This is a genomic window from Amycolatopsis sp. NPDC004169 (assembly GCF_040610315.1).
Lineage (GTDB): Bacteria > Actinomycetota > Actinomycetes > Mycobacteriales > Pseudonocardiaceae > Amycolatopsis.
On the sequence record NZ_JBEXMD010000049.1, the window covers coordinates 24534 to 39508 of the forward strand.

11 protein-coding genes are annotated in these 14975 nt (G+C 72.0%); 4 read left to right on the top strand and 7 right to left on the bottom strand.

Annotation, left to right across the window (positions count from 1 at the left end; all coding sequences use genetic code 11):
* Nucleotides 1-104: 104 nt before the first annotated feature.
* The 6 genes from ABZX11_RS41145 to ABZX11_RS41170 all read right to left on the bottom strand — a co-directional run bounded on the left by ABZX11_RS41145 (nt 105) and on the right by ABZX11_RS41170 (nt 9309).
* Nucleotides 105-1508: a M1 family metallopeptidase gene (locus ABZX11_RS41145; protein ID WP_354923826.1), complete on the bottom strand. Its 1404-nt coding sequence runs from the start codon at nt 1506-1508 to the stop codon at nt 105-107.
* 80 nt (nt 1509-1588) lie between these two features.
* Complete coding sequence (locus tag ABZX11_RS41150) at nt 1589-5464, bottom strand: Pls/PosA family non-ribosomal peptide synthetase (RefSeq protein ID WP_354923828.1); 3876 nt, start codon at nt 5462-5464, stop codon at nt 1589-1591.
* 333 nt (nt 5465-5797) lie between these two features.
* Nucleotides 5798-7297, bottom strand: a complete 1500-nt coding sequence (gene der, locus ABZX11_RS41155; RefSeq protein WP_354923830.1) for a ribosome biogenesis GTPase Der — start codon at nt 7295-7297, stop codon at nt 5798-5800.
* Nucleotides 7298-7312: 15 nt separating this feature from the next.
* The gene (locus ABZX11_RS41160) at nt 7313-7972 is read right to left on the bottom strand and encodes a lysophospholipid acyltransferase family protein (protein ID WP_176171262.1); all 660 of its coding nucleotides are present in this window, start codon (nt 7970-7972) and stop codon (nt 7313-7315) included.
* Nucleotides 7969-8673, bottom strand: coding sequence for a (d)CMP kinase (gene cmk / locus ABZX11_RS41165; RefSeq protein ID WP_176177788.1), 705 nt, complete (start codon nt 8671-8673; stop codon nt 7969-7971). The genes ABZX11_RS41160 and cmk overlap by 4 nt, the downstream gene beginning before the upstream one ends.
* Nucleotides 8674-8763: 90 nt before the next feature.
* The gene (locus tag ABZX11_RS41170; RefSeq protein ID WP_176177789.1) at nt 8764-9309 is read right to left on the bottom strand and encodes a TetR/AcrR family transcriptional regulator; all 546 of its coding nucleotides are present in this window, start codon (nt 9307-9309) and stop codon (nt 8764-8766) included.
* Between the two features lie 116 nt (nt 9310-9425).
* Here ABZX11_RS41170 and ABZX11_RS41175 point away from each other — a divergent pair, with 116 nt between their 5' ends.
* The 4 genes from ABZX11_RS41175 to ABZX11_RS41190 all read left to right on the top strand — a co-directional run bounded on the left by ABZX11_RS41175 (nt 9426) and on the right by ABZX11_RS41190 (nt 13058).
* Nucleotides 9426-9794 carry a DUF4267 domain-containing protein gene (locus ABZX11_RS41175; RefSeq protein ID WP_354923832.1) on the top strand — a complete coding sequence of 123 codons (369 nt, stop codon included), beginning with the start codon at nt 9426-9428 and terminating at the stop codon, nt 9792-9794.
* A gap of 36 nt (nt 9795-9830) precedes the next feature.
* Entirely contained in the window at nt 9831-10313 is a 483-nt protein-coding gene (locus tag ABZX11_RS41180; protein ID WP_176171264.1) for a cation:proton antiporter regulatory subunit, read from the top strand.
* A 7-nt stretch (nt 10314-10320) separates the two neighbouring features.
* Complete coding sequence (locus tag ABZX11_RS41185; protein ID WP_176171265.1) at nt 10321-11514, top strand: cation:proton antiporter; 1194 nt, start codon at nt 10321-10323, stop codon at nt 11512-11514.
* Nucleotides 11515-11939: 425 nt separating this feature from the next.
* The gene (locus ABZX11_RS41190; protein ID WP_354923835.1) at nt 11940-13058 is read left to right on the top strand and encodes a hypothetical protein; all 1119 of its coding nucleotides are present in this window, start codon (nt 11940-11942) and stop codon (nt 13056-13058) included.
* Between the two features lie 25 nt (nt 13059-13083).
* Here ABZX11_RS41190 and ABZX11_RS41195 read toward each other — a convergent pair whose 3' ends face one another.
* Nucleotides 13084-14925 (bottom strand): Xaa-Pro dipeptidyl-peptidase, encoded by a 1842-nt coding sequence (locus ABZX11_RS41195; RefSeq protein ID WP_354923837.1) that lies wholly within the window; start codon nt 14923-14925, stop codon nt 13084-13086.
* Nucleotides 14926-14975: the final 50 nt, after the last annotated feature.

Consider the following 14975-nt stretch of genomic DNA (forward strand, 5'->3'; position numbering starts at 1 on the left):
CAACGTTTCGGCAAGATCCAGCGGCGGCGTTCGGCCATACTTGCAGACAGGTGCCCAAAATGCCAGGGCAGTTCACCCGGACAGCGGCAGAGACATCCGATGAATCAGAGAGGCGAGGGCAGCGCCGGGGTGTACAGCCAGCGGGTGAAGAACGTGCTCAGCGACCGCCCGGCCTGCGCCTCGGCCGCGGCCACGAACGCCTCCGTCGTCACCAGCCCGTGCCGGTTCTCCTCGGTCCACGACTTCAACAGCGCGAAGAACGCCGGGTCCCCGATCTCCGCCCGCAGGGCGTGCAGCGTCAGCCCGCCGCGCTTGTAGACGCGCTCGTCGAACATCCGGGCCACCCCGGGGTCGGCGATTCGCACGTCCGCGGGCTTGGCCTTGATCCGCGCGTACCAGTCGCGGGCCAGGGCAGCCGCCGACGCGCCGCCCGACTCCTCCGACCACAGCCACTCGGCGTACGTCGCGAAGCCCTCGTTCAGCCAGATGTGCCGCCAGTCCGCCACCGTCAGGCTATTGCCGAACCACTGGTGGGCCAGCTCGTGCAGCACGAGCCGCTCGTGGGTGCGGCGGCCGTCGACGTGGTTGGCGCCGAAGATCGCCATGCCCTGGGCCTCGATCGGGTCGTCCAGGTCGTCGTCGGTGACCACGATGACGTACTCGCCGAACGGGTACGGGCCGAACAGCCGCTGCAGGAACTCCATCATCCGGCCCTGCCGCCCGAAGTCGCGCTCGAACGCGCGCCGCAGGCGCGGGGGCACCGCCGCGTGCTGGGGCACCGTCGGCGTGACCGACGCGATGCCGGTGCGGCCGAACCCGAGGATCAGCCGGCGCGCCCCGGCGCCACCGGGTGAGCCCCAGCCGCGGCCGGTCAGCTCGACGTCGTCGTAGCGGCCGATCTGGACGCTCATCAGGTACGTCGCCGTCGGCTCCGGCCGCTCGAAGACCCAGCGCGTCGTGCTCGCCGACGTCGAACGCTCGACCAGGCTCCCGGTCACCGCGACCAGGTACGGCGTCGCCGTCGTCACGCTCACCCGGTAGGACGCCTTGTCCGACGGGTGGTCGTTGCACGGGAACCACGACGGCGCCCCGACCGGCTGGCTCGCCACCAGCGCGCCGTCAGTCAGCTCGTCCCAGCCGACGTCACCCCAGCGGCTCCCCACCGGGCGCGGGTTGCCGACGTAGTGCACCTCGACGACGAACATCCCGCCCGCCGGGATCGACTTGGCCGGCTTGACGTGCAGCTTCAGCCCGCGCTTGAGGTACTTCGCGGGCTTGCCGTCGACCAGCACGCGGTTGATCCGGAACTCGCCGAAGTCGAAGCTGACCCGGGACAGTGCCTGAGTCGCCTCCGCGGTGATCACCGCCGCAGCCGAAAGCCGGTTGGGCGCGACCTTGTAGTCCAGCGTCAGGTCGTAGTGCCGGGTCCGGTAGCCGCCGTTGCCGTGCGCGGGCAGGTAGGGGTCGCCGGAGGTGTCCGCGCCGGGGGCGGGAGCCTTCGAAATCACCCGTGGCGAACCTTTCGTCGTGCGTGCTGGAACCAGGCTCGCACGGACGGGTGAGTCCGGCGCGCCCGGTCCTGCATTCGTTACTTACCGGGCCACGCGGAGATCGGGTTGCCCAGCCAGCGGGTGTCGGCGGGCACCTCGTCGCCGCGGGTCACCAGCGACCCCGGGCCGACCGTGGTCCGCGCGCCGATGCCCGCGCCCGGCAGCACGATGCCGTGCGGGCCGAGCGTCGCGCCCTCGCCGAGGGTCACCCGGGACATGCTCATGATCCGGTCGTGGAACAGGTGCGTCTGCACGACGCAGCCGCGGTTGATGGTCGCGCCGTCGCCCAGCGACACCAGGTCGGCTTCGGGCAGCCAGTACGTCTCCAGCCAGACGCCGCGGCCGATCTTGACGCCCATCGTGCGCAGCCACGCGGTCAGCAGCGGGGTGCCGCCGACCGAGCCGATCAGCCACGGCACGGCCAGTGCCTCGACGAAGGTGTCGGCGAGCTCGTTGCGCCAGACGAACGAGCTCCACAGCGGGTGGTCGACCTCGCGGAACTTGCCGACGAGCAGCCACTTCATCGCCGTCGCGGTCAGTGCGGCGACGATGCCGGCGGCCAGCAGGGCGGGCCCGGCCAGCAGCAGCGCGATGCCGAAGCCGAACGCCGTCGCCGCCCACAGCAGCCCGAAGGCCACCGAGACGGTCAGCGCGACCCCGCACATGACCGGGATGATCCGGCACAGCTCGACCAGCGCCCGCGCCGCCTTGAGGTGCAGCGCCGGGGTGTAGGTGCGGCTCGTGTCGGCCTCGCCGATCGCGCGGCGGACCGGCAGCGGCGGCATCCCGAGGTACGACGAGCCCTTCTTCGCCTTCAGCGGCGTCGAGGACAGCACACCCACCAGGCCGCGCTTCGGCACCGAGCGACCGGGCGCGGTCATCCCCGAGTTGCCGAGGAACGCCTGCTTGCCGATCCGCGCCGGGGCGACGTGCAGCCAGCCGTGGCCGAGCTCGTAGGTGGCGACCATGGTGTCGTCGGCCAGGAACGCGCCGCTGTCGACCTTGGTCATCTTCGGCAGCGCCAGCACGGTCGACGCCTCGACGTTGCGGCCCACCTTCGCACCCAGCATGCGCAGCCACACGGGCGTGAACAGGCTGGCGTACAGCGGGAACAGCCCTTCGCGGGCCATGCTCATCAGGCGTTCGGTCGCCCAGACCTGCCACGCGACGCGCCCGTGCACCGGGTGGTAGCCCTCGACCATGCCGATGCTCAGCGCCCGGACGCCGACCAGCACGAGCAGCATGTAAGCCAGGAAGTACGCGGCCGTCGCGGCCGGGACGAAGACCAGCGCGCGGGTGAACGCGTCGAGCAGTGTCGGGGCACCGGAGATCGCGTAGCCGAGCACGGCGACGCCCGCCTGCGCGGCGATGCCGGGCAGGAACCCGAGCACCAGCGAGGTCGCGCCGTAGACGGCGGCCCAGAAGTGCGAGCGCGGCGGGCGGCTCGACGGCCACTTCAGCGCGTCGCGCTCGTCCTTCGCCACGCGAGCGGCGGGCGAACCGGCCCAGCGCTGCCCGGCCGGAACGGCGCCGCGGACGGTCGACCCGGCCGCGATCTCCGCGCCCTTGCCGACGCGCGCGCCGGGGAACAGCGTGCTGCGGGCACCGACGCGGGCTTCCGCGCCGACGCGGACCTTGCCGATGTGCACGACGTCGCCGTCGACCCAGTGGCCGGACAGGTCGACCTCCGGCTCGATCGCGGCGCCGCGGCCCAGCTTGAGGAAGCCGGTGACCGGCGGCGGCGAGTGCAGGTCGACGTCCTTGCCGATCCGCGCGCCGAGCGCCTTCGCGTACGTCGTCATCCAGGACGCGCCCGCGACGCTGTCGGCACCGGAGAACTCGGCCAGCTTCTCGGCCGTCCACAGTCGCAAGTGGACACTGCCGCCACGCGGGTACGTGCCGGGCTGCACGCCCGACAGCAGCACGCGCGAACCACCGGCGGCGATGGCGATCCGGCCGGCCGGGCTGAACAGCACCACCCAGGCCAGGCCGATCCACGCCCAGCTCAGCGTCGGCGCCCAGGCGAACCCGAGCAGGGCCAGCACGTTCGACAGCGCGGCGGCGAGCGTCGCCCAGCGCAGCCCGACCAGGCCCGTCAGCGGGACCATCAGCAGGGTCTGGACGACGCCGGCGCGGCGCTTGGTCGGCGCGATCTCCCGGCGTTCGGTGGCCTGGCCGCTCAGCGCGTCCAGCATCGCGGCCAGCGCGCCCAGCTTGGGGTGGGCGTAGACGTCGGCGACCGACACCTGCGGGTGCCGGGTGCGGATCCGGGCCACCACCTGGGCGGCGGTCAGGCTGCCGCCGCCGTGGGTGAAGAAGTCCGCCTTCGGGCTGTCGACCGACACGCCGAGGATCTCGGCCCAGCCTTCGGCGAGCCACGTCTCGGTCGGGGTCAGCCCGGAAGCCTCCACTGTGGACAGCGGCCACGGGAGGGCGTTGCGGTCAACCTTGCCCGAAGTGCGGGTCGGCAGGTCGTCGACGACGGCGAGCAGCGGGACCAGCGCGGCGGGCAGGTGCTCGCGCAGGCGGGTCGCGGCCTGGTCGTGGTCGAAGCTGTCGTCGGCGGGCACGACGTACCCGACGAGGACCTGGTTGCCCGCCTTGGTGCGGCGGATCGCGGCGGCCGCGCCCTGCACGCCCGGCAGGGCCTGCAGCGCGGCGTCGACCTCGCCCAGCTCGATGCGGCGGCCGCCGAGCTTGACCTGCTCGTCGAGGCGGCCGAGGAACAGCAGGCCTTCCTCTTCGGCGCGGACCATGTCGCCGGAGCGGTAGGCGCGCTGCCAGCCCAGCGACGGCAGCGGCGCGAACTTCTCGGCGTCCTTGGCCGCGTCGAGGTAGCGGGCCAGTCCGACGCCGCCGATGACCAGCTCGCCGGTCTCGCCCATGGCGACCGGCTCGCCCTCGTCGTTGACCACGGCGAGCTGCCAGCCGACGAGCGGCAGGCCGATCCGGACCGGGCCCTCGCCGGTCAGCTGCGCGGCGCAGGCGACGACGGTGGCCTCGGTCGGGCCGTAGGTGTTCCAGACTTCGCGGCCTTCGACGGCGACGCGCTCGGCCAGCTCCGGCGGGCACGCTTCGCCGCCGAAGATGAGCAGGCGGACGTCCTCGAGCGCGTCCGCAGGCCACAGCGCGGCCAGCGTCGGCACGGTCGAGACGACGGTGATGCGCTGCGCGACCAGCCACGGGCCGAGGTCGACGCCGGTGCGGACCAGCGCGCGCGGCGCGGGCACCAGGCAGGCGCCGTGGCGCCAGGCCAGCCACATCTCTTCGCAGGAGGCGTCGAAGGCGACGCTCAGCCCGGCCAGGACGCGGTCGCCGGGGCCGATCGGCTCGTCGGTGAGGAACAGCTCGGCCTCGGCGTCGACGAAGGCGGCGGCCGACGCGTGCGTGACCGCGACGCCCTTGGGCTTGCCGGTGGAGCCGGAGGTGAAGATGATCCACGCGTCGTCGGCCGGGCCGGGGACGCCGTCACGGCCACCCGGGGTGCTGTGGACCTCGATCTTGCCGTCGGTGGCCACGGCCGCGACCTGGGCTTCTTCGAAGACCAGCTCGGCGCGCTCGTCCGGGTCGTCCGCGTCGACCGGCACGTAGGCGGCGCCGACGGACAGGGTGGCGAGGATGGCGACGTACAGCTCGGCGGTGCCGGAGGACATCCGGATGCCGACGCGGTCGCCGAGGCCGACGCCGTAGCTGCGCAGCCGGCGGCCGTAGACCTCGATCTCGTCGAGCAGGCGCCGGTAGGTCAGGGTGGTGGTGCCGTCGTCGATCGCGGCGGCGTTCGGGTGCCTCTCGGCGGTGGCGGTGAGCACGTCGAGGAGGGTGCGCTCGGGGGCACCGAGGCCGGACCAGAACAGCGCCCGGTCGGCGAGGGTGACCTCGGGGGTGGTGCCGGTGGGTTCGATCGTGACGGTCATCGGGCGTTCACCTCGACCGGAACGAAGACGTGCAGGGACAAACCATGGGCGCGCAAGCCCACCACTCACCTTCCGGGAGCCTCAATCGGGCTCGCTCTCCTGGTTGAGGCGCCCGCAACGACCCTTCACCATACCTGCGAATCACCGAAAGATATCCCTGAGGTCACGCTAGCGTGTCGGACCTCACCCTCCGGACGAACCGCCGTGAAGGAAGGGTCAGCACGCGTGATCGGCAGGTCGACACGACGTCTGGCCGGACATTCGTCGTGTCGACCCCTCAATCACGCGTGTCGACCTCTCAATCACGCGTGTCGTCCGAAACGGGTCGGGAAATCACCGGGTGCGGGCGGCTTTTCCGCCGACCTTCGGCTTCGCCTTCTTCTCGCGGACGCGGACATTCACCCGGACGGGGCTGCCGGTGAAGCCGAACTGCTCGCGGAACTTGCGCTCGATGAACCGGCGGTAGCCCGCCTCGAGGAAGCCGGTGGTGAACAGCACCAGCGTCGGCGGGCGGATACCGGCCTGGGTGGCGAACAGGACCTTCGGCTGCTTGCCCGAGCGGACCGGCGGCGGGGTGGCCGCGATCAGGTCGGACAGCCACGCGTTGAGCTGGCCGGTGGGCACCCGCTGGTCCCACGACTTCAGCGCGGTCCGCAGCGCCGGCGCGAGCTTGCGCACCGAACGGCCGGTCAGCGCCGAGATGTTGACCTTCTCCGCCCACGGCACGCGGACCAGGCCGCGGTCGAGCTCGCGGACCATCGCGTGCCGTCGGTCCTCGTCGACCAGGTCCCACTTGTTGAACGCCAGCACGCACGCGCGCCCGGCCTCGACGACCATGGTCAGCACCCGCAGGTCCTGCTCGGACAGCGGCTCGGCCGCGTCCAGCAGCACGATCGCCACCTCGGCCGCGTCGATCGCGGTCTTGGTGCGCAGCGACGCGTAGTACTCGGCGCCCGCGGCGAAGTTGACGCGCTTGCGCAGGCCGGCCGTGTCCACGAACCGCCAGGTCTCGCCGTCCAGCTCGACCAGCGAGTCGACCGGGTCGACCGTGGTGCCGGCGACCGAGTCGACGACCGAGCGCTGCTCGCCCGAGAGCTTGTTGAGCAGGCTCGACTTGCCGACGTTCGGCTTCCCGACCAGCGCGACGCGCCGCGGGCCCGACGTCACGACGCCGCCCTCGCGCGGCGACTCGGGCAGAGCCGCGAGGATGGCGTCGAGCAGGTCGCCGGAGCTGCGGCCGTGCAGGGCGCTGACCGGGTGCGGCTCGCCGAGGCCGAGCGACCACAGCGACGCGGTGTCCGCGAGCAGCCGGTCGTCGTCGACCTTGTTGGCGGCCAGCAGCACCGGCTTCTTCGAGCGGCGCAGCACCTTGGAGACGGCCTCGTCGGTCGCGGTCGCGCCGACTGACGCGTCGATCACCAGCAGCACCGCGTCCGCGGTCTGCATGGCCAGCTCGGCCTGGGCGGCGACGGAGGCCTGCAGCCCGGTCGCGTCCGGCTCCCAGCCGCCGGTGTCGACCAGGGTGAACTTGCGCCCGCCCCAGTAGGCGTCGTAGGCGACGCGGTCGCGGGTCACGCCCGGCACGTCCTGCACGACCGCTTCACGCCGGCCGAGGATGCGGTTGACCAGCGTCGACTTGCCCACGTTGGGACGGCCGACGACGGCGAGCACCGGCTGCGCGAGAGCAGCCTCCTCGGCCGCTTCCGCCGCCTCGATCTGCGCGTCGAGCGCGGCGAACTCGGTCTCGTCGGACCAGGTGCCGTCGACTTCGCCGACGCTTTCGAACTCCGCCGACGTGCTCTTTCCCGCGGAGGCGGCATTAAATTCAGTCATTGGAACCTATTTCCCTTATACCGCGCCGAATCCGTGTTCGGCACGCCAGTCGTCCAAAGTCTTGACGAGCGCCGCGAGCTCACCGCGCAGCTCTTCGGTGCCCTGGTCGAGCCCGGTCTTCCCGGGCCCCACCTTCGGCGAGAACGGCTCGCCCACGAGGATGTCCACCCGCGGCCGGAACCGTCGCCTGCCGTCGGCCGGCTTGAGCGTGCCCCGCGTCGCGACCGGGAGCACGGTCGCGCCGGAGGCCCGGACCAGCCAGGCCGCACCGCGTTCGGCCGCGCCGACGTCCCCGGTACCGCGGGTGCCCTCGGGGAAGATCCCGACGACACCGCCGTCCTTGAGCACGCCGACCGCGGTCAGCAGCGGTTTGCGGTCGATCTCGCCGCGCTTGAGCGGGATCTGCCCGATCGCCAGCATGAACTTGCCGACGATCCCGCCGAACATCTCGGCCTTGACCAGGAACGCCGAACGCCGCGGAAGCATTCCGAAGATCAGCTGCGGCTCGATCATGGAGCTGTGGTTGGCGATCACGAGCAGCGGCCCGGTGGCGGGGACGCGCTCGCGGCCGTGCACCCGGATGCGGAAGGCCGAGCGCAGATAGTACCGGGCGAAGACCCGCCCGGCGTCGTGGAGCCTGCCGACGGATCCCTCGGGGAGTCCGTCAGCGCTCATCGAGCGACCTCGGCGTTGCAGCCCTCGAGGATGCCGCGGTGGCTGGCCAGCTCGCTCAACGCGACGATCACCTGGTCGATCGACAGCTCGGAGGTGTCGACGTGCACGGCGTCGTCGGCCGCGCGCAGCGGCGAGGCGGCGCGGGTCGAGTCGAGGTGGTCGCGGCGCTCGACGCTGGCCAGTGCGTCGGCCACGGACGACTGCCGCCCGGCCGCGGTGTCCTGGGTGCTGCGGCGCGACGCGCGGACGTCGGCCGAGGCGGTCAGGTAGACCTTGAGCGGCGAGTCCGGCGCGACGACGGTGCCGATGTCCCGGCCCTCGACGACGATCCCGCCGCGGTGGGCGACGACGTCCTCGATGATCCGCCGCTGCCGCGCGACCAGCAGCTCCCGCACGTGCGGCACGGCCGAGACGGGCGAAACGGCCTTGGTGACCTCGGGCCCGCGGATGTCGGCGGCGACGTCTTCGCCCGCCAGGCGGATCTCCGGCCGGTCGGGGCTGGTGCCGATGCCGAACTCGGCCCGGTCGGCGACCGCGGCGACGGCGGCGGCATCGGCCGGGTCGACACCCGCGCGCAGCACGGCGAGGGTGACCATCCGGTACATCGCCCCGGTGTCGAGGTAGCCGGCGCCGAGGCGCTGGGCGAGCTTGCGGGCGACGGTGGTCTTCCCGGTCCCCGACGGGCCGTCCAGCGCGACCACACCTCGTAGGGCTCCCGTCACCGGCACTCTCCTCGCGTTCTCGTCCCGTTCGGCTTCACCCCCATTCTGCCGGTCGGGGTGCGGAGGAGATCAGTCGCCCCGCGCGCCGAAGCGCGCCACCACGAGCGCAAGCCGCTCCTCGCGGTGGGCCGGCGAAAGCCGGCGGCCGCGCTCGAGGGTCACCAGGCCGTGCAACGTGCTCCAGAACACCTCGGTCAGCGGGCCGGGGTCCTGCCGCCCGGCGACCGGCTCGATGACCGCGAGCAGCTCCGCGAAGTTCGCCTTCATCACCTCGGGGGTGTCGTCCTGGGCGAACGGCAGTTCCGACGCCAGCGTGAACATCGCGTCGTACAGCGCGGGCTTGGCCGCGGCGAACTCGACGTAGGCGCGGACGACGCTCGCGAGACCGCCGCCGCGGGCGCCCGCCAGCACGCCGGCCAGCTCGGCGAAGCCCTCCAGCGCGGCCGCGGCCATGATCGCGTCCTTGCCGCCCGGGAAGTGGCTGTAGAGCACCGGCTGGCTGTACTCGATCAGCGCCGCGAGCTTCCGGGTGGTGACCGCGTCCCAGCCTTCCTCCTCGGCCAGCTCACGCGCCGCGGTGACGATCCGCTGCGCTCGCTCGGTCCGGTCGCGCACTCGCCGTTGTCGCTGGGTCATACGTCACATGCTAGCACTGCTAGACAAACTAGCCTCGCTAGATTAGCGTTGCTAGCAATCCTAGCGATGCTAGAAAACCATCTGGAGGGAACATCATGGTCATCACCGGTTACGTCCTCACCGCGCTCGTCTCGCTCGGGATCATCTACATCGGCTTCAACTACGTCTTCGCGCCGGTGAAGACCGCAGCGGGCTTCGGCTTCGGCAGGGTCCCCGAGAACGCGGAGACCTTCCTCAACGTCAAGGGCGGCCGCGACATCGGAGCGGGCCTGATCCCCCTGGCCCTGATGATCTACGGCGACGCGCACGCGCTCGGCTGGGTCATGCTCACCGCGGCCCTCTGGCCGGTCTTCGACATGCTGCTGATCCTGCGCCACCGGGGCAAGAAGGCCATCGCCTTCGGCGTCCACGGCGTGACCGCCGCGGTCATGGTCGTCGCCGCCCTGCTCCTGCTGCTCGGCTGAACGTCGCGAATCGGACACGTGGGTTACGGTGGTTGGGTGAACGTCGAAGTAACCCCACTTCCCGGCATCGGGGTCCGCAAGGACTTCAGCACCCGTACCGGCCGCCGCATCGGCGTCGTGTCGCAGCGGGACGGCCACACCGAGCTCATCGTGTCCAAGTCCGACGACCCGGACGCCTGCGCCGCCTCGATCCCGCTGACCGCGGACGAGGCGGGCACGCTGGCCAACCTCCTCGGCGCGCCGCAGCTGGTCGCGCAGCTCACCGAGGAGCACCAGGACCTGCCGGGCATCAGCACCAAGCAGCTGCCGATCAAGCCGTCCAGCCCGTTCGACGGCCGGACGCTCGGCGACACGGCGATGCGCACGCGCACCGGCGTCTCGGTGGTCGCGGTGGCGCGGGCCGGCCAGGTGCACCCGTCGCCCACGCCCGACTTCGCGCTCACCGCCGGCGACCTGCTGGTCACCGTCGGCACGAGCGAAGGACTCGAAGCCGCCCTCAAAATCCTGAAGTACGGCTGATCCCACGATGGACCACACCGCGCTGTCCCTGATCGAACTGGGGGCGGTCTTCTTCGTGCTGGGCGCGCTCGGGCGCCTGGCCGGCAAGATCGGCCTCTCCCCCATCCCGCTCTACCTGCTCGGCGGCCTCTGCTTCGGCTCCGGCGGCCTGATCCCGCTGACCGACATCGGCGGCTTCACCCACCTGGCCAGCGAAATCGGCGTGGTGCTGCTGCTGTTGCTGCTGGGCTTGGAGTACTCCGCCGCCGAGCTGTTCACCGGCCTGCGCCGGTCCTGGACGGCCGGCCTGCTCGACATCGTCCTCAACGCCGCCCCGGGCGCGGCCGTCGCGCTGCTGCTGGGCTGGGGCCCGATCGGCGCGATGGTGATGGCGGGCGTCACCTACATCTCCTCGTCCGGGATCGTCGCCAAGGTCCTCGGCGACCTGGGCAGGCTCGGCAACCGCGAGACGCCGGTGGTGCTGTCGATCCTCGTGTTCGAGGACCTCGCGATGGCGCTCTACCTGCCGATCCTCACCGCGGTGCTGGGTGGCGTCTCGCTGCTCGGCGGCCTGGAGGCGGTCGGCATCTCACTGCTGGTGATCACGGTGGTGCTGGTGGTCGCGCTGAAGTTCGGCCGGTACGTCTCCGCGGCGGTCGACAGCCCCGACCGCGAGGTGTTCCTGCTCAAGGTGCTCGGCGCGGCCCTGCTGGTGGCCGGGCTGGCGTCGGCGATGCAGGTGTCGGCCGCGGTCGGCGCGTTCCTGCTCGGCATCGCGATCTCGGGCTCGACGGCGGAGAACGCGACGCACATGCTCGAGCCGCTGCGCGACCTGTTCGCCGCGGTGTTCTTCGTGGTCTTCGGCCTGAACACGAACCCGGCGTCGATCCCGCCGGTGCTCGGCTGGGCGATCGTGCTGGCGGTGGTGACGACGCTGACGAAGGTCGCCACCGGCTGGTGGGCGGCCCGCCGCCAGGGCATCGGCAAGATGGGCCGAGCCCGAGCCGGCGCGGCCCTGGTCGCCCGGGGTGAATTCTCGATCGTGATCGCGGGTTTGGCGGTGTCGGCGGGAGCGGTGACGGGCGAGCTGGCCGCACTGGCCACGGCGTACGTCCTGCTGATGGCCATCCTCGGCCCGACGGCGGCCAGGGTGGTCGAGCCGATCGTCCGCGTCCTGCAGCGGAAGTCGGCCACCAAGGCGGCCACGGCGGAGGCGAACTGACGCAGGTCCACCCGGCCCTGCAGGAGCGCGGCCGGGATGCCGGGGGAAACGCCGTGAGTGCAGACTTTCGAGCGGATTTCCGTGCTCTTGGGGGAGCGATTCCAGGCATGGGTTCCAGCCGGGCTTTGCCGAGCCTAGTGTCGAGCAGGTAGGCCCGAACGGCTGCGAGAGTCCGTGGCGAGGTGCGCATGAGTCCTGAGCACGACATCGCGATGCCCCGGCACGAACGCTCTGCCTCGGCGGGACCGGGCCGCACTGCGACGGACGATCGGCCACTGGTCCGCGGTCACCTCGATCCGAAAACCCTCGCGACTTTGCAGAGGACAGCCGGAAACCACGCCGCCACCGGGTTGATCGCCAGGTGCACGACCGCGCAGCGGCAGGTGGTCGGTACTCCGGTGGCGCCCGGTGTTCCGCCGCCACCGTTGACGTCCATCCCCTGGACGCCGATCGTCGGCGAGACTCCGCTGACTTTCTCCAGCGTCGGTGCGGCGGCGGCCCAAGGCGCACCACTGGCCGAAGGCGCCGTGTCGGTGGCCGGGACCGCGCTCGGCGAAGGCACGCTCATGGCCGGGGCGAGCAGCACGGCCGTGGTCGTGGAAGGCGCGATCGTCGCCGATGGCGCAGTCACCGTGGGCGGTGCTCTGGTGGCCGAAGGCATCGTGGTGACCGGCGGCACGGTGGCAGCCGGCACCACCGCAGCCGGTGGCACCGCCGCTGCCGCGGCCGGGGGCGGGCTGGCCGCTTTGGCATTGCCCGCGCTGGTGGTGATCGGCGCCGTCCTGGTCGTCGCCGGGATCACCTACCTCGTGGTGAGGGCGGTGAGCGAAGAACCGGCGCATGCCCCTGGGCGGGATGACGGAGCGCCGATGACCGATCCGCGGCCCGTCGTTCCCGCCGGGGCGCCGGGCTCAGGCGGCCGAGAGCCGGTTTCCGACCCGGGCCCGCGTTCCCCGCTCGGCGCACCGTCCGCGCCCGTCTCGCATGCGGTCCGGTTGGCCGGGCAGTCGACTCGGGAGAACGAGGCACTGGTGCAACGCCTGCGCGAGCTGCGCGGGCGCAACCCCGGGCTGACCCGGGATTGGGACGAACTGGAGCAGCGGCTACGTGACGCCGACGTCGCGGTGCACCGCGCGGCGGCGGACGAGCTGGGCCGGCTGGAGGTCGAGGACTTCCAGCTCGGGCCGCGGACCGAGCCCGAACCGGCCGACGTCGGCGACATCGACGCCCAGCAGAACGTCTACCACGACCTCGCGCAGCACGCCTGGGACGATCTCGAGCACCGGCAAGACCTCACCGAGGCCGGGGTCCGCACCGTGCGCGAGGCGACGCAGCTCATCGGGGAGATCATCGCCCGCGCCGGGCGGCGGGACTGGTGGGACCGGTCCGGGCCCAGACGCGACGCCGAAGCGGTCCTCGATCGGGAAACCGGCCTGGTCGTGATCATCAACGGCCCGGACTCGTCCGAACCGGGTACGGTGTTCCGGCCCGACGGCGGCGGCAAGCGATATCTGGAGCGCGGCGGGTTCGTTCGACGCAAGTGAGACTTCAGGGTGCGGCCTGCCCGCATCAGCGCAGGTCCGCCCGGTCCGCCGACGGCACGTGCTCGCCGCCGGCGGGGGCCGGATGGGTCGTCGCCGCCGGGACCGCGCCCGCCAGCGGGACCGACACCGATGTCCTGGCCAGGTCCAGCGTCACCCGGCCCGGCTGGACCGGTCCGCGGATGAAGCTGCCGTCCGTGCCGCCGATGATCAGGGCCAGTGCGTGGCCCCGGGGCACGATGTGGTCCGTCGAGGCCAGCCGGAACGTCATCGTGTACGCCGTCCCCGGGGTCAACGGCCGCTCCTGGGACAGGGACGCGTAGTTCGCCAGGTCGGCCCAGCCCCGGCTGAGGATCGTGTAGTTCACCTTTTTCACGTCCGCAGAGGCGATCCGGTAGCAAGCGTCGTCACCGGACGTCGACGAGCCCCAGCAGTTCTCGGCGGTCCCCGTCTTGATCCCCTCGCCACTGCCGGCGAAGTTGCGGATCGTCGCCGGGCCGAGGTCCACGAGCAGGGCCGACACCCGCGCCGAGGACGTGCCCGGCGTCGCCGTCACCGTGACCGACGAAGTCCCGGAGACCTGCACGTCCGAGGCCAGTGCCCCGGTCGAGTAGGTCAGCGCCGCGCTGCCCGGGTTGGTCACCCAGGTGTCCTCGCCCAGGCTCGGGTTGTCCGTGAACGACGCCGTACCCGAGGCCGCCGACGTGCCGAGAGTGCCGGAAGAGTGCGGCCGCAGCGTCGTGGCCAAGGCGTTCGCCGCCGGGTACGCGCTCTGGTCCACCCACTGGTCCGGCTGCCGCTCGACGCTGGCCTGCGGGCCGTTCTGGACGCCGTTGTCGATGCCGAGCAGGTAGTGGTCGAACCACCGGTGCAGCAGGTCCACCCAGGCGGTCCGCCGGTAGTCGAACGGGTCGACGTGCCCGGTCTGCGACAGCCAGATCTTCTTCTCGACGTTCAGCCCGGCCCACCACTGTCCGAAGTGGATGGTCTTGACGTTGAGGTCGTTGACGCCGTGGGACAGCAGCACGCTCGCCCGCACGTTGCCCGCCCGGGTGACGTAGTCTCGGTCCGCCCACAGCGGCCCGTAGTCGCCGTTCGCGGTGGCGCCGGTGGCGAGGGCCTGGTTCTGCGCCGAGCAGTCCTGCCCGCTGTTGCGCGCCTCGACCGTGCGGGCGAGCCCGTCCGGGTTGAAGCCGAAGGTCGCGCCGTCGGAGCGGTAGTAGTCGTACCAGGAGCTGATCGCCGAGATCGGGACGATGGTCTTGAGGCCCGCGACGCCGGTCGCGGCGACGCCGTTGGCGATCGTGCCGTCGTAGGACTTGCCGATCATCCCGACGTCGCCGGTGCTCCAGCCCGCGGTCACCGCGGTGCCGCCGGTCTTCGCGCTGTAGCCGGTCGCGCGGCCGTTCAGCCAGTCGACGACCTTGCGCGCCGAGCCGACGTCCGAGGCGCCGCCGACGTCCGCGCAGCCCGCCGACCGGTTCGTCCCGGCCAGGTCGACCAGCACCACGGCGTAGCCGCGCGGGACGAAGTAGTTGTCGTAGAACAGCGGGAACTTCACCGGCTTCCCGGCGCTGTCGTAGGACTTCAGCTCGCTCTCGTTGCCGCGCCCACAGCACGAGTAGTACGGGCTGGCGTCCATGATCACCGGAACGCGTGACGTCGCTTCACCCGGCCGGATGATGTCGGCGGCGACGCGGTCGGACTTGCCGTCACCGTCGCCGTCACGGCCGATGTCGACCCAGACGGTCTCGCGGACCGCTTTCGCGTAGTCGTAGACCGGTTCGCTCGCCGCGGGAGCCGCGGCCGCCGGCGCCACCGCGCCGGCCAGGAGCACCGCCAGGACCCCGCACACCACCCCGAGTCGCATGCCCGTCACGCTAGCGAGCCGCCGCACGCCCCCACCACGGCGGAAAGTCG

What these genes read in the sequence shown, in the direction of transcription:
- ABZX11_RS41185 (WP_176171265.1), top strand. Translation starts at nt 10,321, where the DNA reads ATGGACCACACCGCGCTGTCCCTGATCGAACTGGGGGCGGTCTTCTTC.
- ABZX11_RS41175 (WP_354923832.1), top strand. Translation starts at nt 9,426, where the DNA reads ATGGTCATCACCGGTTACGTCCTCACCGCGCTCGTCTCGCTCGGGATC.
- ABZX11_RS41150 (WP_354923828.1), bottom strand. Translation starts at nt 5,464, where the DNA reads ATGACCGTCACGATCGAACCCACCGGCACCACCCCCGAGGTCACCCTC.
- der (WP_354923830.1), bottom strand. Translation starts at nt 7,297, where the DNA reads ATGACTGAATTTAATGCCGCCTCCGCGGGAAAGAGCACGTCGGCGGAG.
- ABZX11_RS41160 (WP_176171262.1), bottom strand. Translation starts at nt 7,972, where the DNA reads ATGAGCGCTGACGGACTCCCCGAGGGATCCGTCGGCAGGCTCCACGAC.
- ABZX11_RS41195 (WP_354923837.1), bottom strand. Translation starts at nt 14,925, where the DNA reads ATGCGACTCGGGGTGGTGTGCGGGGTCCTGGCGGTGCTCCTGGCCGGC.